The organism is Pseudomonas sp. SWRI99, from assembly GCF_014270125.1.
In the GTDB taxonomy this organism is placed as follows: domain Bacteria; phylum Pseudomonadota; class Gammaproteobacteria; order Pseudomonadales; family Pseudomonadaceae; genus Aquipseudomonas; species Aquipseudomonas hamedanensis.
In genome coordinates this window covers 85450-106666 of the sequence record NZ_JABWQR010000015.1, presented here as the reverse complement: position 1 = coordinate 106666, position 21217 = coordinate 85450, and the positions used below count along the sequence as shown (strand labels likewise).

17 protein-coding genes and 1 tRNA gene are annotated in these 21217 nt (G+C 58.8%); 15 read left to right on the top strand and 3 right to left on the bottom strand.

Features of this window, described 5'->3' with window-relative positions; translation table 11 throughout:
* The first annotated feature begins 48 nt into the window (after window positions 1–48).
* The 7 genes from apaG (at window position 49) to HU743_RS14315 (ending at window position 8139) form a co-directional block, all read left to right on the top strand.
* On the top strand, window positions 49–429 hold the full coding sequence (gene apaG, locus HU743_RS14345) for a Co2+/Mg2+ efflux protein ApaG (protein ID WP_186550917.1): 381 nt from the start codon (window positions 49–51) through the stop codon (window positions 427–429).
* Window positions 429–1310, top strand: a complete 882-nt coding sequence (locus HU743_RS14340; protein ID WP_186649333.1) for a symmetrical bis(5'-nucleosyl)-tetraphosphatase — start codon at window positions 429–431, stop codon at window positions 1308–1310. Before apaG ends, HU743_RS14340 begins: the two co-directional genes overlap by 1 nt.
* A 33-nt stretch (window positions 1311–1343) precedes the next feature.
* Window positions 1344–1673, top strand: a complete 330-nt coding sequence (glpE, locus tag HU743_RS14335) for a thiosulfate sulfurtransferase GlpE (protein WP_186649331.1) — start codon at window positions 1344–1346, stop codon at window positions 1671–1673.
* A 296-nt stretch (window positions 1674–1969) separates the two neighbouring features.
* Window positions 1970–3892 (top strand): PrkA family serine protein kinase, encoded by a 1923-nt coding sequence (locus tag HU743_RS14330; RefSeq protein WP_186621008.1) that lies wholly within the window; start codon window positions 1970–1972, stop codon window positions 3890–3892.
* Between the two features lie 120 nt (window positions 3893–4012).
* Window positions 4013–5284 (top strand): YeaH/YhbH family protein, encoded by a 1272-nt coding sequence (locus HU743_RS14325; RefSeq protein ID WP_039757709.1) that lies wholly within the window; start codon window positions 4013–4015, stop codon window positions 5282–5284.
* Complete coding sequence (locus tag HU743_RS14320) at window positions 5281–6843, top strand: SpoVR family protein (protein ID WP_186621009.1); 1563 nt, start codon at window positions 5281–5283, stop codon at window positions 6841–6843. The genes HU743_RS14325 and HU743_RS14320 overlap by 4 nt, the downstream gene beginning before the upstream one ends.
* Before the next feature lie 63 nt (window positions 6844–6906).
* The gene (locus HU743_RS14315; RefSeq protein ID WP_186649329.1) at window positions 6907–8139 is read left to right on the top strand and encodes a multifunctional CCA addition/repair protein; all 1233 of its coding nucleotides are present in this window, start codon (window positions 6907–6909) and stop codon (window positions 8137–8139) included.
* Between the two features lie 83 nt (window positions 8140–8222).
* On the opposite strand, the gene folK is transcribed toward HU743_RS14315, so the two are convergent.
* Both folK and folB read right to left on the bottom strand, forming a co-directional pair.
* Window positions 8223–8741 carry a 2-amino-4-hydroxy-6-hydroxymethyldihydropteridine diphosphokinase gene (gene folK, locus HU743_RS14310; protein WP_186649327.1) on the bottom strand — a complete coding sequence of 173 codons (519 nt, stop codon included), beginning with the start codon at window positions 8739–8741 and terminating at the stop codon, window positions 8223–8225.
* Window positions 8732–9088 (bottom strand): dihydroneopterin aldolase, encoded by a 357-nt coding sequence (folB, locus tag HU743_RS14305; protein WP_186550904.1) that lies wholly within the window; start codon window positions 9086–9088, stop codon window positions 8732–8734. The genes folK and folB overlap by 10 nt, the downstream gene beginning before the upstream one ends.
* 74 nt (window positions 9089–9162) lie before the next feature.
* Between folB and plsY the strand changes: the two genes are divergently transcribed.
* On the top strand, window positions 9163–9732 hold the full coding sequence (gene plsY, locus HU743_RS14300) for a glycerol-3-phosphate 1-O-acyltransferase PlsY (RefSeq protein ID WP_186550902.1): 570 nt from the start codon (window positions 9163–9165) through the stop codon (window positions 9730–9732).
* A gap of 23 nt (window positions 9733–9755) precedes the next feature.
* Here the strand turns inward: plsY and tsaD are convergent, their stop codons facing one another.
* Window positions 9756–10781, bottom strand: a complete 1026-nt coding sequence (tsaD, locus tag HU743_RS14295; protein WP_186550900.1) for a tRNA (adenosine(37)-N6)-threonylcarbamoyltransferase complex transferase subunit TsaD — start codon at window positions 10779–10781, stop codon at window positions 9756–9758.
* A gap of 199 nt (window positions 10782–10980) precedes the next feature.
* Between tsaD and rpsU the strand changes: the two genes are divergently transcribed.
* The 7 genes from rpsU (at window position 10981) to HU743_RS14260 (ending at window position 21029) form a co-directional block, all read left to right on the top strand.
* The gene (rpsU, locus tag HU743_RS14290) at window positions 10981–11196 is read left to right on the top strand and encodes a 30S ribosomal protein S21 (RefSeq protein ID WP_002551877.1); all 216 of its coding nucleotides are present in this window, start codon (window positions 10981–10983) and stop codon (window positions 11194–11196) included.
* A gap of 486 nt (window positions 11197–11682) precedes the next feature.
* Entirely contained in the window at window positions 11683–13647 is a 1965-nt protein-coding gene (gene dnaG, locus HU743_RS14285; protein WP_186637365.1) for a DNA primase, read from the top strand.
* A 67-nt stretch (window positions 13648–13714) separates the two neighbouring features.
* Entirely contained in the window at window positions 13715–15562 is a 1848-nt protein-coding gene (gene rpoD, locus HU743_RS14280; protein ID WP_186621013.1) for an RNA polymerase sigma factor RpoD, read from the top strand.
* 126 nt (window positions 15563–15688) lie between these two features.
* Entirely contained in the window at window positions 15689–19435 is a 3747-nt protein-coding gene (locus tag HU743_RS14275; RefSeq protein WP_186649325.1) for a bifunctional diguanylate cyclase/phosphodiesterase, read from the top strand.
* Window positions 19436–19450: 15 nt separating this feature from the next.
* Window positions 19451–19527 (top strand) — tRNA-Ile (locus HU743_RS14270).
* A gap of 195 nt (window positions 19528–19722) precedes the next feature.
* Entirely contained in the window at window positions 19723–20322 is a 600-nt protein-coding gene (locus HU743_RS14265) for a PBECR2 nuclease fold domain-containing protein (protein WP_186649323.1), read from the top strand.
* Between the two features lie 245 nt (window positions 20323–20567).
* Window positions 20568–21029 (top strand): Lrp/AsnC family transcriptional regulator, encoded by a 462-nt coding sequence (locus tag HU743_RS14260; RefSeq protein WP_186649321.1) that lies wholly within the window; start codon window positions 20568–20570, stop codon window positions 21027–21029.
* Window positions 21030–21217: the final 188 nt, after the last annotated feature.

The window sequence follows — 21217 nt, the reverse complement described above, 5'->3', positions numbered from 1 at the left end:
ATTCTCCATCAGCTACGCCCCGCGTTCCGCTTCGTTAAGGCCTTTTGCATGTCCGATTCCCGTTACCAGGTCGATGTCAGCGTCGTTACCCGCTATCTGACCGAACAATCGCAACCCGAGCACAGCCGCTTCGCCTTCGCCTACACCATCACCGTGCAGAACAACGGCCAGCTCCCGGCCAAGCTGTTGTCGCGGCATTGGGTGATTACCGATGGTGACGGCCATGTCGAAGAAGTACGCGGTGAAGGTGTCGTCGGTCAGCAGCCACTGATCGCCGCTGGCGAGAGCCACACGTATACCAGCGGCACGGTGATGACTTCCAAGGTCGGCACCATGCAGGGCACCTATCAAATGCTCGCCGACGACGGAAAACGTTTCGACGCGATCATCAAACCGTTTCGCCTCGCTGTGCCTGGGGCCCTGCACTGATGGCGACGTACGCTGTCGGTGACCTGCAGGGCTGCCTCGAACCGCTCAAGTGCCTGCTCAAGCAAGTCGCCTTCGACCCGGCGCTCGATCAGCTGTGGCTGGTCGGCGATCTGGTCAACCGTGGCCCGCAGTCGCTGGAAACCCTGCGCTTTCTCTATGGCATGCGCGGGTCTCTGGTGTGCGTGCTCGGCAACCACGACCTGCACCTGCTGGCCGCAGCGAAGAACATCGAGCGCTTGAAAAAAAGCGACACTTTGCGCGAGATCATCGAGGCGCCCGACGGCCCGGTGCTGATGGAATGGTTGCGCCAGCAAAAGCTGATGCATTACGACGAAATGCGCGATGTCGCCATGGTCCACGCTGGCATCCCGCCGCAATGGTCGCTGCGCCGCGCCTTGAAGTGCGCCGCCGAAGTCGAGACCGCACTGCGCGACGATAATGTGTTCCCCGCCTACCTCGACGGCATGTATGGCAACGAGCCAACGAAATGGGACAACGACCTCAAAGGCATCGAGCGCCTGCGCGTAATCACCAATTACTTCACGCGCATGCGCTTCTGCACCGCCGAGGGCAAGCTTGACCTCAAAAGCAAGGAAGGCCTCGACAGCGCCCCGCCCGGCTACAAACCGTGGTTTCAGCACAAGGAGCGCAAGACCAAAGGCCTGCGCATCATCTTCGGTCACTGGGCAGCGCTCGAGGGCAATATTCACGAGCCGGGTATTTCGGCGCTGGACACCGGATGCGTATGGGGCGGCAGCCTGACGCTGATGAACGTCGACAGCGGCGAACGCCTGTCATGCAGATGCGATGAACACGGCGGGCTTGCGCCCTCGGTCGTGCCGCTTATCCCCGAATCTTCGCCAGTCGGCGCGCCGCGTTAGACTGCACTTTCAGTTGAGCAACAGGAATACGCAATGACCGAATTCAAACGAATCCCTCCAGAACAGGCCAAGGCCCTGCGTGAGAATGGGGCTGTGGTAGTTGACGTTCGCGACCCTCAGACCTATGCCGCGAATCACATTCCCGGATCTCACCACCTGGACAACCATTCGATCGCCGACTTTATCCGCAACGCCGACCTTTATGCACCGGTGGTAGTGGTCTGCTATCACGGCAATTCCAGCCAGAGCGCTGCCGGCTACCTGATCAGCCAAGGCTTCACCGACGTCTACAGCATGGACGGCGGCTTCGAGCTGTGGCGTACGATTTACCCGTCGGAAACCGCGCAGGAAGCTGCCGAATAATTTTTTTGTCACGCGAAGGCCCCGGCTCCCGCGGGCCTGCGCGGAGCAGACGAACGGTCTGCCACAACTAATTACGTATCTCGCCTTTACCTCTCAAATTCCCAACTATCCTTAAGCGCAGGCCATCCAAATCAGGGGAGAGCCGGTACACCGGCGCACGGGTCATCGGGAGTAGCTTTCGCGGTTTGTCGACCGTGGGAGAATTCTGGGGGGTAAACAGCAGCTGCCACAGCGACTGCTGCCAGCATCGACTGACTGATCCGGCGTCGGCTCCACGTATCGAGCGAGGTGACGTCATGAGTATCTTTAGCCACTTCCAACAACGCTTCGAATCCACACGCCAGGAAGAATTCTCCCTGCAGGAGTACCTGGAACTGTGCAAAAAGGATCGCAGCGCTTACGTTTCCGCTGCCGAGCGTCTATTGATGGCGATCGGCGAGCCGGAACTGCTCGACACTTCGACCAACTCGAGGCTGTCGCGCATCTTCTCCAACAAGGTGATCCGCCGCTATCCGGCCTTTGAAGACTTCCACGGGATGGAAGAATGCATCGATCAGATCGTCTCGTATTTCCGCCACGCCGCCCAAGGCCTGGAAGAGAAGAAACAGATTCTTTATCTGCTCGGCCCCGTCGGTGGCGGTAAATCGTCCCTGGCCGAGAAGCTGAAACAGTTGATGGAAAAAGTGCCCTTCTACGCCATCAAGGGCTCGCCAGTCTTCGAGTCGCCATTGGGTCTGTTCAACGCCACCGAAGATGGCGCGATCCTCGAGGAAGACTTCGGCATTCCGCGACGCTACCTGAACACCATCATGTCGCCGTGGGCGACCAAGCGCCTGGCCGAATTCGGCGGCGACATCAGCCAGTTCCGCGTGGTCAAGCTGTATCCGTCGATCCTGAACCAGATTGCCGTGGCCAAGACCGAGCCGGGCGACGAGAACAACCAGGACATCTCGGCGCTGGTCGGCAAGGTCGATATTCGTAAACTCGAGGAATTCCCACAGAACGACGCCGACGCCTACAGCTACTCCGGTGCGCTGTGCCGGGCCAACCAGGGCCTGATGGAGTTCGTCGAAATGTTCAAGGCACCGATCAAGGTGCTGCACCCGCTGCTGACCGCCACTCAGGAGGGCAACTACAACAGTACCGAGGGCCTCGGTGCGATACCGTTCACCGGGATCCTGCTGGCTCACTCCAACGAATCGGAGTGGCACACCTTTCGCAACAATAAGAACAACGAGGCGTTCATCGACCGGATCTACATCGTCAAGGTGCCGTACTGCCTGCGCGTCAGCGATGAAGTGAAGATCTACGACAAACTGCTCTTCAACAGCTCGCTGTCCAAGGCCCATTGCGCGCCGGACACCCTGAAGATGCTGGCGCAGTTCACCGTGCTGTCACGCCTCAAGGAGCCGGAAAACTCCAACATCTATTCGAAGATGCGCGTCTACGACGGCGAAAACCTCAAGGACACCGATCCGAAAGCCAAGTCGATTCAGGAATACCGCGACTCGGCCGGCGTCGACGAGGGCATGAACGGTCTGTCGACCCGCTTCGCCTTCAAGATTCTGTCCAAGGTCTTCAACTTTGACCCACACGAAATCGCCGCCAACCCCGTGCATCTGCTCTATGTACTGGAACAGCAGATTGAACAGGAGCAATTCCAGGCCGAGACCCGCGAACGTTATCTGCGCTATCTGAAAGAATACCTGGCGCCGCGCTACATCGAGTTCATCGGCAAGGAAATCCAGACGGCGTACCTGGAATCCTACAGCGAGTACGGCCAGAACATCTTCGACCGCTACGTGCTGTACGCCGACTTCTGGATTCAGGATCAGGAATACCGCGATCCGGAAACCGGCGAAATCCTCAACCGCGTGGCCCTGAACGAAGAACTGGAAAAAATCGAAAAACCGGCCGGCATCAGCAATCCAAAGGATTTCCGCAACGAAATCGTCAACTTCGTGCTGCGTGCCCGGGCCAACAACAACGGCAAGAACCCGACCTGGCTCAGCTACGAAAAACTGCGGGTGGTCATCGAGAAGAAAATGTTCTCGAACACCGAGGACCTGCTGCCAGTCATCAGCTTCAACGCCAAGGCCAGCAAAGAGGATCAGCAGAAGCACAACGACTTCGTTACACGCATGGTCGAACGTGGCTACACCGACAAACAGGTACGACTTCTGTCCGAATGGTACCTGCGGGTCCGCAAGTCGCAGTGAGGCAGCTGCAAGCTATAAGCCACAAGCTGCAAGAAACAAGCGCTCGACCCCGGATTCAGCGGGATTCGCTTCTACTTGCAGCTTGCAGCTCACAACTTGAAGCTGCCCGGAGGGCCACCTATGAGCTATGTGATCGACCGACGCCTCAATGGCAAGAACAAGAGCACGGTGAACCGCCAGCGTTTCCTGCGGCGTTATCGTGACCACATCAAGAAGGCCGTCGAAGAGGCGGTCAGCCGGCGCTCCATTACCGACATGGAACACGGTGAGCAGATCAGCATTCCCGGTCGCGACATCGACGAGCCGGTGCTGCACCATGGCCGCGGCGGCAAGCAGACCGTAGTTCATCCCGGCAACAAGGAATTCACTGCCGGCGAACACATCGCGCGGCCACCGGGTGGTGGCGGCGGGCGAGGTCCGGGCAAGGCCGGCAATTCCGGCGAAGGCATGGACGAGTTCGTCTTCCAGATCACCCAGGAGGAGTTCCTCGAATTCATGTTCGAGGACCTGGAACTGCCGAATCTGGTCAAACGCAACCTCACCGGAACGGACACCTTCAAGACCGTGCGTGCCGGGATCAGCAACGAGGGCAACCCGTCTCGTATCAATATCATCCGCACATTGCGTTCCGCCCATGCGCGCCGCATCGCCCTGTCCGGCAGCAGCCGGGCAAAACTGCGCGAAGCCAAGGAAGAACTGGCGCGCCTCAAACGCGAAGAGCCAGACAACTTCGGCGATATTCAGGAACTTGAAGCTGAAATAGAAAAGCTTAGCGCGCGCATTCACCGGGTGCCGTTTCTGGACACTTTCGATCTCAAATACAACCTGTTGGTCAAGCAGCCGAATCCCAGCTCCAAAGCGGTGATGTTCTGCCTGATGGACGTTTCCGGCTCGATGACCCAGGCGACCAAAGACATCGCCAAGCGTTTTTTCATCCTGTTGTACCTGTTCCTCAAGCGCAATTACGACAAGATCGACGTGGTATTCATCCGCCACCACACCAGCGCCCGGGAAGTCGACGAAGAAGAATTCTTCTACTCGCGGGAGACCGGCGGCACCATCGTTTCCAGTGCCCTGAAGCTGATGCAGGAAATCATGGCCGAGCGCTACCCGAGCAACGAGTGGAACATCTACGCCGCGCAGGCCTCCGACGGCGACAACTGGAACGACGACTCGCCGATCTGCCGCGATATCCTCATCAACCAGATCATGCCGTTTGTGCAGTACTACACTTACGTGGAGATTACCCCGCGCGAACACCAGGCGTTGTGGTACGAATACGAACGCATCGCCGAAGCCTTCTCTGACACTTTTGCCCAGCAGCAACTGGTCTCGGCCGGAGATATCTATCCGGTCTTCCGTGAACTCTTCCAGCGCAGGTTAGTGACATGACCGCCAAAGAGCAGAAGCGCCAACCCATTTCCACCGGCTCCGAATGGACATTCGAGCTGATCCAGACCTACGACCGTGAAATTGCCCGTATCGCGGCCCGTTATGCGCTGGATACCTATCCCAACCAGATCGAAGTGATCACCGCCGAGCAAATGATGGACGCCTACGCCTCGGTGGGGATGCCGCTGGGCTATCACCACTGGTCCTACGGCAAGCACTTCCTCAGCACCGAAAAATCCTACAGCCGCGGGCAGATGGGGCTGGCGTACGAAATCGTGATCAACTCCGATCCGTGCATCGCCTACCTGATGGAGGAAAACACCATCTGCATGCAGGCGCTGGTGGTGGCCCACGCCTGCTATGGCCATAACAGCTTTTTCAAGGGTAATTACCTGTTCCGCACCTGGACGGACGCCAGCTCGATCATCGATTACCTGGTGTTTGCCAAGCAGTACATCATGCAGTGCGAAGAGCGCCACGGCATTGACGCGGTGGAAGACCTGCTCGACTCCTGCCATGCCCTGATGAATTACGGTGTCGACCGCTACAAGCGGCCGTATCCGATCTCCGCCGAGGAAGAACGTCGGCGGCAAAAGGATCGCGAGGAACATCTGCAGAAGCAGATCAACGACCTGTGGCGCACCATCCCAAAGGGCGCCGACAAATACAGCGACAAGGATAACGCCCGTTTCCCGGCCGAGCCGCAGGAAAACATCCTGTACTTCATCGAAAAGCACGCGCCGCTGCTGGAGCCGTGGCAGCGCGAGATCGTGCGGATCGTGCGCAAGATCGCCCAGTATTTCTATCCACAGCGCCAGACTCAGGTGATGAACGAAGGCTGGGCAACGTTTTGGCATTACACGCTGATGAATGACCTGTATGACGAGGGCCTGGTCACTGACGGCTTCATGATGGAGTTCCTCACATCGCACACCAGCGTGGTGTTCCAGCCGGGGTTCGACAGTCCTTACTACAGCGGCATCAACCCCTACGCGCTGGGCTTTGCCATGTACCGCGACATTCGGCGCATGTGCGAAGCGCCCACCGAGGAAGACCGCCACTGGTTCCCCGACATCGCCGGCTCCGACTGGCTGTCGACCATCAAGTTCGCCATGAGCAGCTTCAAGGATGAAAGCTTCATCCTGCAGTACCTGTCGCCCAAAGTGATTCGCGACCTGAAGCTGTTCAGCATTCTCGACGACGACCAGAAAGATGACCTGCTGGTGCCGGCAATCCATGATGAAACCGGCTACCGGATCATCCGCGAAACCCTGGCGGCGCAATACAACCTCGGCAACCGTGAGCCGAACGTGCAGATCTACAGCATCGACCGGCGCGGCGACCGCTCCTTGACCTTGCGGCACCAGCAGCACGACCGCAAGCCGTTGGGCGACTCCACTGACGAGGTACTCAAACACCTGCACCGCTTGTGGGGCTTCGACATTCATCTGGAAACCCTGCAGGGCGACCAGATCATGAAAACCCATCACGTGCCGCCGCGCAGTGAACACAGCGAGGGGGATTACGGCCGGCTCGACCTCGCCGTGATTCATCTTTGAGCAGGTTCCAGCCTCCGAAAGTCTGACACAAGGGTTATCCTGTCGGACTGACGGAGGTTTTTTATGCAGGTTTACAAGGTTGGCGGCGCGGTACGTGACCGTCTGTTGGGATTACCGGTCACTGACGTGGACCGGGTCGTGGTCGGCGCCACCACGGAAGAAATGCTCGCCCTCGGATATCGACCGGTCGGCGCAGACTTCCCGGTGTTTCTGCACCCGAAAACCGGAGAGGAGTACGCCCTCGCCCGCACGGAGCGCAAAAGCGGTCGCGGCTACGGTGGTTTCACTTTTTACGCCAGCCCGGAAGTCACGCTGGAAGAAGACCTGATCCGCCGCGACCTGACCATCAACGCCATGGCCGAGGACGATGCGCTCAACCTGACCGATCCGTACCATGGCCAGCGCGATCTGAAAGCTCGCATCCTGCGCCACGTTTCTCCGGCGTTCGCCGAAGATCCCTTGCGGGTGTTGCGCGTTGCCCGCTTCGCAGCGCGTTACGCCGGGCTGGGCTTTACGGTCGCCGACGAGACAATGGAACTGATGCGCCAGCTCAGCGAGTCCGGCGAACTGCAAGCGCTGACCGCCGAACGCAGTTGGAAGGAAATTTCCCGGGCACTGATGGAAAATCATCCGCAAGTGTTCGTCGAGGTGTTGCGCGACTGTGGTGCGTTAAAAGTGCTGATGCCGGAAGTCGACGCCTTGTTCGGTGTGCCGCAGCCGGAGACGCATCACCCGGAAATCGACACAGGCCTGCATACGTTGAGCGTGCTGGAGCAGTCCGCCTTGCACACGCAGCCACTGACGGTGCGCTGGGCCTGCCTTCTGCATGACTTGGGCAAAGGCCTGACACCCGAAGAACAATGGCCGCGGCATATCGCCCATGAACACACCGGATTGAAGCTGATCAAAGCGGTCAACGAACGCTTCAAGGCGCCCAAGGATTGTCAGGAACTGGCGCTGCTGGTCGGGAAATATCACACCCATGGTCATCGGGCACTGGAATTGAAGGCCTCGACGCTGCTTGAGTTGCTGCACAGTTTCGATGTCTATCGTCGGCCGCAGCGCTTCGAGGAATTTATCGCCGCGTGCGAGATGGACGCTCGTGGCCGTAAGGGCTTGGAGCAGCGCAGTTATCCACAGGCGGATTATTTGCGCGGAGCCGCCGTCGCAGCGCGCGGGGTTGCGGTGCAGCCGTTACTGGAAAAGGGATTCAAGGGGCCTGAGCTGGGTGAAGCGCTGAAGCGTGAACGGCTCAAGGCTTTGAAGATTTACAAAGAAGCCTCGGCGTCAGGTTGAAGAGCTTCGCGAGCAAGCCCGCTCCCACAGGAGAACGCATTCCAAATGTAGGAGTGAGCCTGCTCGCGATGGCGCCCTGGATATCACTGCGAATCCAAAGGTGTCAGTTGCACACCCCGCCATTCGAATGCAACCGGCGCCAACACCTGATCGATCTTCGCCTCGGCCCATAATGTCGCGAAGCTTTTTCCCACGCCCGGATGCACCCGATCCGGCGCGATCAACGACAGCGGCCACAAGACAAAAGCGTTCTTCAGGATTTCCGCCCGCGGCAAAATCAATCCATCGAAGTTTCCCACCAGATCGCCGTACAGCAGCACGTCGATATCCAGCGGCAAGCCCTTGCGGTCCGGCGCATAACGACCGTTATCCGCCTCGATGAATTTAAGCCGCCGATCCAGCTCCATCAACGGCAGGTCGGTGTACGCCGAGACCACGAAATTGAAGAACGGCCCGCTCTTGATCCCCACCGGCTGGCTTTCAAATACCGCCGAACAGCGGATATCCACCAGAAACGTGGCCAGCGCATCGAGACCGGCGCGCAAATGGGTTTCGCGCTCGATATTGCTACCGAGCCCGAGATAGACCTGAGTCAGCGACATCCGCGCTCGATCTCCACACCCACGCCGCCCTTCGCAGCCGGCACGGCACCGGGCTTGGTCAGTTTCAGGCGCACCCAGGTGATCTTGAACTCACTCATCAGCACTTCAACCAGACGCTCGGCAAACGTCTCGACCAGTTGAAACCGGGCCTGTTCGGCAAACGCCTGGATACGCATGGAGACACTGGCGTAATCGAGCGCCAGTGTCAGGTCGTCACCGGCCGCGGCCGGGCGATTGTCCCAGGCGAAGCTCAGATCAAGACGCAGGCACTGTCGGATGTCGCGCTCCCAGTCGTAGGCACCGATCACGGTGTCGACTTCCAGGCCCTCGATAAACACTCTGTCCAAGCACTTCTCTCCGCTGCACGACAAGGGCGCAATGCGCCGTTAGAATCAGGGCGTCCTCGCCCGGAATAGTTAGCATGTTTTGGTTACTGGCGACTCTCGCCTACCTGCTCGGCTCGCTGTCCTTCGCCATTTTGCTCAGCCGCCTGACCGGACATCCGGATCCGCGAATGAGTGGCTCGGGTAATGCCGGCGCCACCAACATGCTGCGCCTGGCCGGTCGCAAACTGGCGATCCTGACCCTGCTCGGTGATTTGTGCAAAGGCCTGCTGCCGGTGCTGATCGCCGCAGCCGCGGGCCTTTCGTTGCAGGATCAGGCCTGGATCGGCGTATGCGCCGTGATCGGTCACCTGTTCCCGCTGTACTTCCGCTTTCGTGGCGGCAAGGGCGTTGCCACCGCCGCCGGCATGCTGCTGGGCCTGTATCCACCCGCTGCGCTGCTGGCCGTGTGCGCCTGGCTGCTGACGTTCTACCTGACCCGGACCAGCTCGCTGGCGGCATTGATCGCCACGCCGCTGACCCTGCCATTGCTGGCCTGGCAGGAACCGGAGGCGCTGTTGCCGATGAGCGCGCTGACATTGCTGATCGTCTGGCGTCACCGCGGCAATCTACGCGACCTGTTTGCCGGGCGCGAACGGCATTTTTAAATACCGTTCACGGGCGCCGTCTTTTACAAGGCCGACAATTGCTCCATCGGCCAGCGCGCCTGCACGCTGATCGCCAGGCTTTCCTGCTGACCGGCCTGCAGACGCTGGCAACCGGCGAAGGCAATCATCGCGCCGTTGTCGGTGCAGAACTCGGGACGCGCGTAGAACACATCGCCCTTCAGATCGCCCAGCATTTTCTCCAGCGACACACGCAGCGCCTTGTTGGCGCTGACGCCGCCAGCAATCACCAGGCGCTTCATGCCCGCTTGTTTCAGGGCGCGCTTGCACTTGATGGTCAAAGTCTCCACCACGGCCTGCTGGAACGCCAGCGCGATGTCGCAACGGGCTTGTTCGCCGTCGTCCCCGGCGCTGACACATTGCTGCCAGGTGTTGAGGGCAAAGGTTTTCAAGCCGCTGAAACTGAAATCCAGACCAGGACGGTCGCACATCGGCCGCGGAAAGGTGAAACGTCCAGCGACGCCCTTCTCGGCCAGTTTGGCGATTTCCGGCCCGCCCGGATAATTGAGGCCCATCATCTTCGCGGTTTTGTCGAAGGCTTCGCCGGCCGCGTCGTCAAGGGTTTCGCCGAGCAGGCTGTATTGACCGATGCCATCGACCTGAACGAGCTGCGTATGACCACCCGAAACCAACAAAGCGACGAACGGGAATTCGGGCGGTTTCGGCTCAAGCATCGGCGCCAGCAAGTGGCCTTCCATGTGGTGCACACCGAGCGCCGGGATCCCCCAGGCAAACGCCAGTGCCTGCGCGCAGGACGCACCGACCAGCAGCGCGCCGACCAGGCCGGGACCGGCGGTATAGGCGATCGCATCGATCTCGGTCGGCACGCAGTCGGCCTCGGCCAACACCTGACGGATCAAGGGCAGCATGCGTTTGACGTGGTCACGCGAGGCCAGCTCCGGCACCACACCGCCATAGACGCGGTGCAGGTCGATCTGGCTGAACAGCGCGTCGGCCAGCAGGCCGCGTTCACTGTCATATAATGCGACGCCGGTTTCGTCGCAGGAGGTTTCTAATCCCAGTACTAGCATGGGTTTGCGCCTTGTTTAGGCTGAATTCGAAGGCGCGCATAATAGTCGCCACGTGATGCCCCGACCAGCGGTTTTCGATCAGAGGCTTTGCATTCCGAGCGATGAGGGGTTAACATCCGCAACCCTTAAAAACCGACGTCTTCAAGTGCTCTTTTGCCGCGAGGATGTTGACCCCGGTAATGAATGAAGGTAGCTCTGGATGCCAGCCGTCAAAGTAAAAGAGAACGAACCCTTCGACGTAGCTCTGCGTCGTTTCAAGCGCTCCTGCGAAAAAGCCGGTGTACTGGCTGAAGTTCGTAGCCGCGAATTTTACGAGAAGCCAACTTCTGAGCGTAAGCGCAAGGCAGCAGCTGCTGTCAAGCGTCACGCCAAGAAAGTTCAGCGCGAACAGCGCCGCGCCGTTCGTCTGTACTAATACACAGACGTTCGTAGCAAGCTTCTTGCCTAAGCCCGGCCCTCAGCCGGGCTAATGGCATTTGCGTAAAACGCTTGATGCTTCACCGTCGAAGCCGCCGATGCGACCGAGACAAATCTGCTTCACCGCGTCAGGCCTGGCTCTTTTGCCAGCGGTGCACGTCTTTTCTGACGAGCCTTTCAAGGCTACTGACGAGCACACCCACTGATTCCTCTTACGACGATCAGCCCAAGGCACCTGCATGCGTGCCCGTTTTATTGAGCTATCCGAGGCCTGCAACCGGCCGTCAGCGGATTCAGCGCAACACTTTCAAATAGTCGAAGACTGATAGGTACTAACGTCAGTGGATTTTCGGCAGATACACTTCCCGACAGCGATCACGCAGACGACACCGGTCGAGCCGCACTTTTTGTGCGTTTCCAACAATCGCCCGCGTCCTACAGCCTGTCGCAACGGACTTATTGCAGCGCAGAAGACGAGAACGCCATGGCCGGGCTGATTCCCCAGAGCTTCATTGACGACCTGCTGAACCGCACCGACATCGTCGACGTGGTCAGCTCGCGCGTGCAATTGAAGAAGGCCGGCAAGAACTACACCGCCTGTTGCCCGTTCCATAAAGAGAAAACCCCGTCCTTCAGCGTCAGCCCGGACAAGCAGTTCTACTACTGCTTCGGCTGCGGCGCTGGCGGCAACGCCCTCGGCTTTCTCATGGATCACGACAACCTGGACTTCCCCCAGGCTGTCGAAGACCTGGCGAAGGCCGCCGGCATGGAAATTCCCCGCGAAGAAAGCGGCCGCGAGCGCAAGCCACGCCAGCCGACCGACTCGCCGCTGTATCCGCTGCTTACCGCCGCCGCCGACTTTTACCGGCAGGCACTCAAGAGCCATCCGTCGCGCAAGGCCGCGGTGGATTACCTCAAGGGTCGCGGCCTGACCGGCGAGATCGCCCGGGATTTCGGCCTGGGTTTTGCGCCACCGGGCTGGGACAACCTGCTCAAGCATCTGAGCAGCGATACACTGCAGCAGAAGGCGATGATCGAGGCCGGCCTGCTGATCGAGAACGCCGAAACCGGCAAGCGCTACGACCGCTTCCGTGATCGAGTAATGTTCCCGATCCGCGACACCCGGGGGCGCATCATCGCTTTCGGTGGCCGCGTACTGGGCGACGACAAGCCCAAGTACCTGAACTCACCGGAAACTCCGGTATTCCATAAAGGCCAGGAACTCTATGGCCTTTATGAAGCGCGCAAGAACAACCGCAACCTCGACGAAATCATTGTCGTCGAGGGCTATATGGACGTCATCGCCCTCGCCCAGCAAGGCTTGAAGAATGCCGTCGCCACGCTGGGCACCGCGACCAGCGAAGAACATTTGAAGCGCCTGTTTCGCGTCGTGCCCAACGTGTTGTTCTGCTTCGACGGCGACCAGGCCGGCCGCAATGCCGCGTGGCGTGCGCTGGAAGCGACACTGCCGTGCCTTCAGGACGGGCGCCGCGCGCGATTCCTGTTCCTGCCCGAGGGCGAAGACCCGGACACGCTGGTTCGTGCCGAAGGCACCGATGCCTTCAAGGCGCGCATCAATCAACATGCGCAACCGCTGGCCGATTATTTTTTCCAGCAACTGACCGAAGAAGCCGATCCGCGTTCGCTCGAAGGCAAGGCCCACATGGCCACCCTCGCGGCGCCGCTGATCGACAAGGTTCCAGGGGCGAACCTGCGTATCCTGATGCGCCAGCGCCTGACCGAAATCACCGGCCTGAGCAGCGAGACCGTCAGCCAGCTTGCCCAGAGTGCGCCGCAGGAAGCACCGCCCGCCTACGATCCGGGCATCAATTACGATGCCATGCCGGATTATGGCGACTACCATCAGCCGCAGGCACAGGACATGTATGTGCCGCAGCAGGAATGGACACCGAAGAAACCCGGCGCCGGCGGCAAGAAGTGGGACAAAAAACCCTGGGACAAGAATGGCAAGCGTGGCGGCGATCGCGATCAGCAACGCCCGCGCACGCCGATCGGCGTCGAATCGCCGACCCTGACAGCCCTGAGAACATTGCTTCATCACCCGCAGCTGGCCAGGCGCGTCGAAGACGCCGGGCACATTGCCGATGAAAATCAGACCAACGCCCAGTTGCTTGTGGCGCTGCTGGAAGCCGTACAGAAGAATCCCCAGCTAAACTCATTTCAGTTGATCGCACGATGGCACGGCACCGAACAGGGTCGCTTGCTCAAGGCACTGGCAGAAAAGGAGTGGCTGATTGACGGAGATAACCTTGAACAACAGTTTTTCGACACCATTACTAGCTTGTCAGCCCGCCAACGCGAGCGAAATCTGGAACAGTTGCTCAGGAAAGCGCGACAAAGCGAACTGAGCCTGGAAGAGAAAAATCAACTGCGCGACCTTTTAAGTCGCAATGTTTCCGCATCAAACCCGACCTCAACTGGCGCGTGAGGTCATAGCTCAGGTATAATCCTCGGCTTGTTTTTTGCCCGCCAAGACCTTCAGTGGATAGGGTGTTATGTCCGGAAAAGCGCAACAGCAGTCTCGTATTATTGAGTTGATCAAACTGGGTCGTGAGCAGAAGTATCTGACTTACGCCGAGGTCAACGACCACCTGCCCGAGGATATTTCAGATCCTGAGCAGGTGGAAGACATCATCCGCATGATTAACGACATGGGGATCCCCGTACACGAGAGTGCTCCGGATGCGGACGCCCTTATGTTGGCCGACGCCGATACCGACGAGGCAGCTGCGGAAGAAGCAGCCGCTGCGTTGGCGGCGGTGGAGACCGATATCGGTCGCACCACTGACCCGGTGCGCATGTACATGCGTGAAATGGGTACGGTCGAGCTTCTGACCCGTGAAGGCGAAATCGAAATCGCCAAGCGGATCGAAGAAGGCATTCGTGAAGTGATGAGCGCAATTGCGCACTTCCCTGGCACGGTTGACCACATTCTCTCCGAGTACACCCGCGTCACCACCGAAGGTGGTCGCCTGTCCGACGTCCTCAGCGGTTATATCGACCCGGACGACGGCATCGCGCCGCCTGCCGAAGTGCCGCCGCCTGTCGAAGCGAAAGTCGCTAAAGCCGACGACGAAACCGACGACGAAGAAGCCGAAGCATCTTCCGATGACGAAGAAGAAGCCGAAAGCGGTCCGGACCCGGTCATCGCTGCGCAGCGCTTCGGCGCCGTGGCCGATCAGATGGAAATCACCCGCAAGGCCCTGAAAAAGCACGGTCGTCACAACAAGGCAGCGGTTGCCGAGTTGCTGGCCCTGGCCGAGCTGTTCATGCCGATCAAACTGGTGCCGAAGCAATTCGAAGCCCTGGTCGAGCGTGTGCGCAGTGCCCTGGATCGTCTGCGTCAGCAAGAGCGCGCGATCATGCAATTGTGCGTACGTGATGCACGTATGCCACGCGCCGATTTCCTGCGTCAGTTCCCGGGCAACGAAGTCGACGAAAGCTGGTCCGACGCCCTGGCCAAAGGCAAGAGCAAGTACGCCGAAGCCATCGGTCGCGTGCAGCCGGACATCATCCGTTGCCAGCAGAAACTGATCGCGCTGGAAACCGAGACCGGCCTGACCATCGCAGAAATCAAGGACATCAACCGTCGCATGTCGATCGGTGAGGCCAAGGCCCGCCGCGCGAAGAAAGAGATGGTTGAAGCCAACCTGCGTCTGGTGATCTCGATCGCCAAGAAGTACACCAACCGCGGCCTGCAGTTCCTCGACCTGATTCAGGAAGGCAACATCGGCCTGATGAAAGCGGTGGACAAGTTCGAATACCGTCGTGGTTACAAGTTCTCTACTTATGCCACCTGGTGGATCCGTCAGGCGATCACTCGCTCGATCGCCGACCAGGCCCGCACCATCCGTATTCCGGTGCACATGATCGAGACGATCAACAAGCTCAACCGTATTTCCCGGCAGATGTTGCAGGAAATGGGTCGCGAACCGACCCCGGAAGAGTTGGGCGAGCGCATGGAAATGCCTGAGGACAAGATCCGCAAGGTACTGAAGATCGCCAAAGAGCCGATCTCCATGGAAACCCCGATTGGTGATGACGAAGACTCCCATCTGGGCGACTTCATCGAAGACTCGACCATGCAGTCGCCAATCGATGTCGCCACGGTGGAAAGTCTGAAAGAAGCGACTCGCGAAGTGCTGTCTGGCCTCACCGCCCGTGAAGCCAAGGTACTGCGCATGCGTTTCGGTATCGACATGAACACCGACCACACACTCGAAGAAGTGGGCAAACAGTTTGACGTAACGCGTGAGCGGATCCGTCAGATCGAAGCCAAGGCGCTGCGCAAGCTGCGCCACCCGACGCGAAGCGAGCATCTGCGCTCCTTCCTCGACGAGTGATACCAGAACCCCCGGCCCAGGCCGGGGGTTTTGTTTTGTGGCAGATTAAATACCGCGTACCACCCTCCCCGCCGATTACCCCGTCTACACTCGAAACAACCCTCCAAAAGCCATAACGAGAGCGTTATGCACAGACTGGCGCCTGCGCTTTTTCTGCTGTCATTGATGATCTGGACCGCAACGGCTGACGCGCTGACTCTGACCGATGAAGAACGCAGCTGGCTGGCGGCCCATCCTGACCTGCGCTTGGGTGTGGACGCGTCGTGGCCACCGTTTGAGTTCCGTGATGACCAGAATCGCTATCAAGGCCTGGCCGCCGACTACATCGACGTGATCCGCGAGCGTTTGGCGATCAGGCTCACCCCTATCGAACCGGTGAGCTGGACGGTGGTGCTGGAGCAGGTCAAGAAAGGCAAGATCGACTTGCTGCCCGGCATCATGTCCACCCCGGAGCGCCAGAACTACCTGGCGTTTACCCGCCCCTATCTCGACTTTCCGATCGTCATCCTTGCCCATGTCGGCGGGGCACAGCCGCGCAAGCTCAATGATCTGTACGGTTTGAAAATTGCTGTGGTGGAAAACTACGCCCCCCACGAATTGCTGCGCACGCACCATCCGGATCTGAATCTGGTAGCGATGCCCAATGTTAGCTCGGCGTTGCAGGCACTCGCCACTGACGAAGTGGACGCTGTCGTCGGTGACCTCGCCTCCAGCGTCTGGAGCCTGCGCCAGCTCAAGCTCGACGGGTTGTACGTCAGCGGCGAAACCCCGTATCGCTATCAACTGGCGATGGCCGTGCCCCGCGACAACAAAGTGCTGGTGGGGATTCTCGACAAAGTCCTCGCCGACATGACCCCCGCCGAAATCAGCAGTATTCAGGAGCACTGGGTCGGCAATGTCCTCGACCACCGTACGTTCTGGTCGGATCTATTGATTTATGGCCTGCCGGGTCTGTTGCTGCTGATGACCATCCTTGCCGTGGTGATACGCATCAACCGTCGCCTGAGCTCGGAAATTACCCGACGCATCGACCTCGAACAGGAATTGCGCAGCAGCGAGTATCACTATCGCGGCCTGGTCGAGAGTCTCTCGGCCATCGCCTGGGAAGCGCGCATGAGTGACTTCACCTACAGCTATGTTTCGCCCCACGCGGAGAATCTGCTTGGTTATCCACAATCCCATTGGCTGATTCCGGGCTTCTGGCACAACATCATCCACCCGGCCGACCTGACCCGTACGCAAAATTATTGCAAAGAAGCACTGCGTGAGGGCCGTGATCACATCGTCGATTATCGCGTCATCACCGCCGACGGCCGCTGCCTGTGGGTGCGTGACATCGTCAGCCTGATCGAGCATGGACATGAGCCGGTGATGCGCGGGCTGATGATCGACATCAGCGAAATCAAGCGCACGGAAGAGGCACTGCGGCTGTCGGAGCAGAAGTTCGCTTCGGTCTTCCAGCAATGTCCGGATATTCTGGTCATCGCGCGTTTGTCCGACGGCTGTTTGCTGGAGGTCAACGAGGCCTTCGAAGAGCAGATCGGCCTCACGGCTGAGCAAGTGGTTGGCCAAACCGCCACCAACCTGAATATCTGGGGGATTCCCGGTGTCGGGCCGGGGCTGTTGCAACGCTTGCAGGCGGGCAGCATCCGCAATCTGGAAATGCCCTTTCGCCGTAACAACGGCCAATTGTTCACCGGGCTGATTTCCGCCGAACCATTCGACCTCGACACCACGCCGGCGCTAGTGGTTGTGGTGCGCGACATCAGCCAACTCAAGGAAACCCAGCAACAGCTGCAAACCTCCGAAGAGAAGTTCGCCAAGGCCTTCCACGCCTCACCGGACGGCTTGCTGCTGTCGCGCCAGAGTGACGGCCTGCTGCTTGAGGTCAACGAAGGTTTCAGTCGCATCACCGGGTTCAACAGCGCCATGTCGGTAGATCGCTCGACGCTTGACCTGGGCATCTGGGTCAACCTCAACGAACGCAAACAGATGCTCGACCTGCTGCAGCGCGACGGTTTCGTTCGAGACTTCAGTTGCCATATCCGCCGCAGCGACGGGCAGATTCGCCTGTGCGAAGTGTCCAGTCGCCCGCTGCCGATCGGCGACGAAGACTGCATGCTGACCATCGCTCGCGATATCACTGAACGCCATTTGATGCAGGAAAAACTGCAACAGGCCGCCACCGTGTTCGAGAGCACCGCCGAAGGCGTGCTGATTACCGACACCCAGCAACACATCAGCGCGGTCAACCGGGCGTTTACCGAAATTACCGGCTACAGCGAAAGCGAAGCGCTTGGACATACGCCCCGCCTGCTCGCCTCAGGCCTGCATGACAGCGCGTTTTACGCTGCGATGTGGCATCAATTGACCGACGAGGGTCACTGGCAGGGCGAGATTTCCAACCGGCGCAAGAACGGCGAGCTGTACCCTAGCTGGCTGACCATCAGCGCCGTGCGCAACCGTGACAAGTTAATCACTCACTTTGTCGCGGTGTTCGCCGACATCTCCAGCCTCAAACACGCCCAGGCCAGGCTCGACTATCAGGCCCACCATGACCCGCTCACCGGCCTGCCGAACCGTACGCTGTTTGAAAGCCGCTTGTTGGCGGCATTGAATAGTCAACAGGAAAACGGCAGCCTGGGTGCCGTGCTGTTTCTGGATCTGGACCGTTTCAAGCACATCAATGACAGCCTTGGCCATCCGGTCGGCGACCTGCTGCTCAAAGGCATCGCGGTGCGCTTGAAAGAACAACTGCGCGACATCGACACGGTCGCGCGACTGGGCGGCGACGAATTCATCATCCTGCTGCCCGGCCTGCAACAGGCCAGCGATGCCGACAACATCGCGACCAAACTGCTCAACTGCTTCAGCGCGCCATTCCAGGCTGGTGAACATGAGTTTTTCATCAGCGCCAGCATTGGCACCAGCCTCTATCCTCGCGATGGCTGCGATGTCGCTACCCTGGTGAAGAACGCCGACGCGGCGATGTACCGCTCCAAAGCCAAGGGCCGTAACCGCGTCGAAAGCTACACCCGCGACCTCACCGCCCAAGCCAGTGAACGCGTCGCCCTGGAACACGAACTGCGCCGTGCAATCGAGCGTGATGAACTGTTCCTCTATTACCAGCCAAAAATCAGCCTCATCGACCACCGCCTGGTCGGCGCCGAAGCCTTGATCCGCTGGCGGCATCCAACGTTCGGCGAGGTCCCGCCGGAGCACTTCATTGCGTTGGCCGAAGAAAACGGCATGATCCTGCAGATCGGCGACTGGGTCCTTGAGACCGCGTGCCGGCAAATGTTCGAGTGGAACCAGGTCTACGACAGTCTCGGCCCGCTCTCGGTGAATCTCGCCGGTGCGCAATTGCGCCAGCCGAATTTGCTCGGGCGCATCGAACAACTGCTCAGCGACAACCGCCTGCAGCCGGAATTACTGCAACTGGAAATTACCGAGAATTTCATCATGAGTCAGGCCGAAGAGGCACTGGCGGTCCTGCATCAACTCAAACGCCTCGGCGTACAACTGGCAATCGACGACTTCGGCACCGGCTACTCCTCGTTGAGTTACCTCAAGCGCTTGCCATTGGACATCCTGAAAATCGACCAGTCCTTCGTCCGCGGCCTGCCCGACGACCCCCACGACGCAGCGATTGTGCGCGCCATCATTGCGCTGGGACGGAGCATGCAATTCACCGTCATTGCCGAAGGCGTCGAAACCCAGGCGCAACAACAATTCCTCGCCACTGAGGGCTGTGAACAGATCCAAGGCTACATCGTCAGCCTGCCGCTACCACCGGACGAATTCGCCGCCACGTTTCTGCAAGTAACCGTATCGGATTTTTCGGATAGCACAGCCGCGAAACCGTCGCTATAATCCGCGGCCTACTGAGGGCCTATAGCTCAGTTGGTTAGAGCAGAGGACTCATAATCCTTTGGTCCACGGTTCGAGTCCGTGTGGGCCCACCAAGTTGAAAAGCCGCGCTGAATGCGCGGTTTTTTTTGGCGTTTAATTTCTCAGTCTTGCTAATCGCGACGCTCGGAAGACAGCCGCGATATCCGTAGGAAGATTCTGAAGCGATGTTTCTGGCACGTTTGCAGCGTTGTTAGGTTCTCCTGCGAGCTAGTAATCTCCAGACGCCATCGCCGCCCAGGATTGTTTCCATGCTCACAAATGCTGCTCCAACAACAAAGGAAGCAGCCAGCCAAGCAACCTGGACCGATCTTGCTTTACCCGACTTGCGAACGCTCTCGAAAGAACTTCGATCAGCCGCAATCGAGGAAATAAAGAGGGCTGACGATGCAGCGGGTGCCTTGGGAATACTCCTTGAATACTTCGGATTCATTGATGAATCAATCATGGCCGTCACCATCCTGACGCCTATTGGAAACGTTGCGGTTGCGAGAGAAAAACTGGCCCACATCGTTGAGAAACGCCCGGATTCCCGCGAGCGCTATGTTCGACACGCTATCGATACCTTAACGGGCCCCTTTGAAATATGGAGAATTCGTTACGATAACGGCGGACATCGAATGGCATTCATCAATGCCTATGAGGCCAAAAACGACATGCTTGTGGTTGTGGACACTCGCAATGGACACGTTTTATGGAATTTCATGCACGCTCCGGCGAGAGCGATGAACAGGCATCGAAAAGGCGTGCTTTTGTATAGGCGGTACATTCTTACGGACAAAAAAAGGGCAGCCATCGGGCCGCCCATAACATCTAAATCCCGATATTTGCATCCCCAGGAAATGGGATGAAGAGGTCTCACCTGACACCGATGTTGCAGCATCGCTGAGGTACCTACGTCTGCTATCGCCCTGCAAGGCAACAGATTTCGCGCTCTTGTTGGCATTCTTGGGAAACAGGGCAGACAAGTCAAATCAATTGTCAGAACATTTGTTTCAGCGGAGCCACACGTGGCCACTTTGTTATCGCTCAAAAGCCTATCGTTGTTTGCCTGTAAAGTGCGCCCCGTTCCGACCCAACGCTTATGGAGCTTCCCTTGCCAGACACCCGCCCCCCCACCCTCGACGAAATCGACCGCCAGTTGATCGCCGCTCTGCAAATCAATGCCCGCGAAAGCGTGGCCATGCTCGCTCGGCAATTGGGGATTGCTCGCACCACCGTCACTTCGCGTCTGGCACGCCTGGAAAAAGCCAAAGTGATTACCGGTTACGGCGTACGCCTCGGTCAGCGCGTGGTCGACGGCGGCTTGCAGGCATACGTCGGGATCAAGGTGCAGCCGCGCTCCGGCAAGGAAGTGCTGCGGCGCTTGAGTGCGATGGCGCAGGTGCAGCAGCTATGTGCGGTGAGTGGCGAGTTTGATTATGTGGCTTGGCTACGTACGGATTCGCCAGAACAGCTCGATCAGTTGCTGGACCAGATTGGCAGTGTCGATGGGGTGGAGAAAACCACGACTTCGATTATTTTGAGTAGCAAGATTGATCGGGGACAGCCGGTTTAAGATATTGGCAGGACTCCCGGGTGGGTGACAGGACCGCTTCGCGAGCAGGCTCGCGTCTACAATCTGGTCGGTCTGCAGTCTGTGATCGTCACTTTGATTGATTGGCTGCCAAAACGACGACACTTTGCGTCTTATTAACGTGTTCTACCCTCCCTAGAATGGCTGGCATCTTTTCCTATACTCAGACG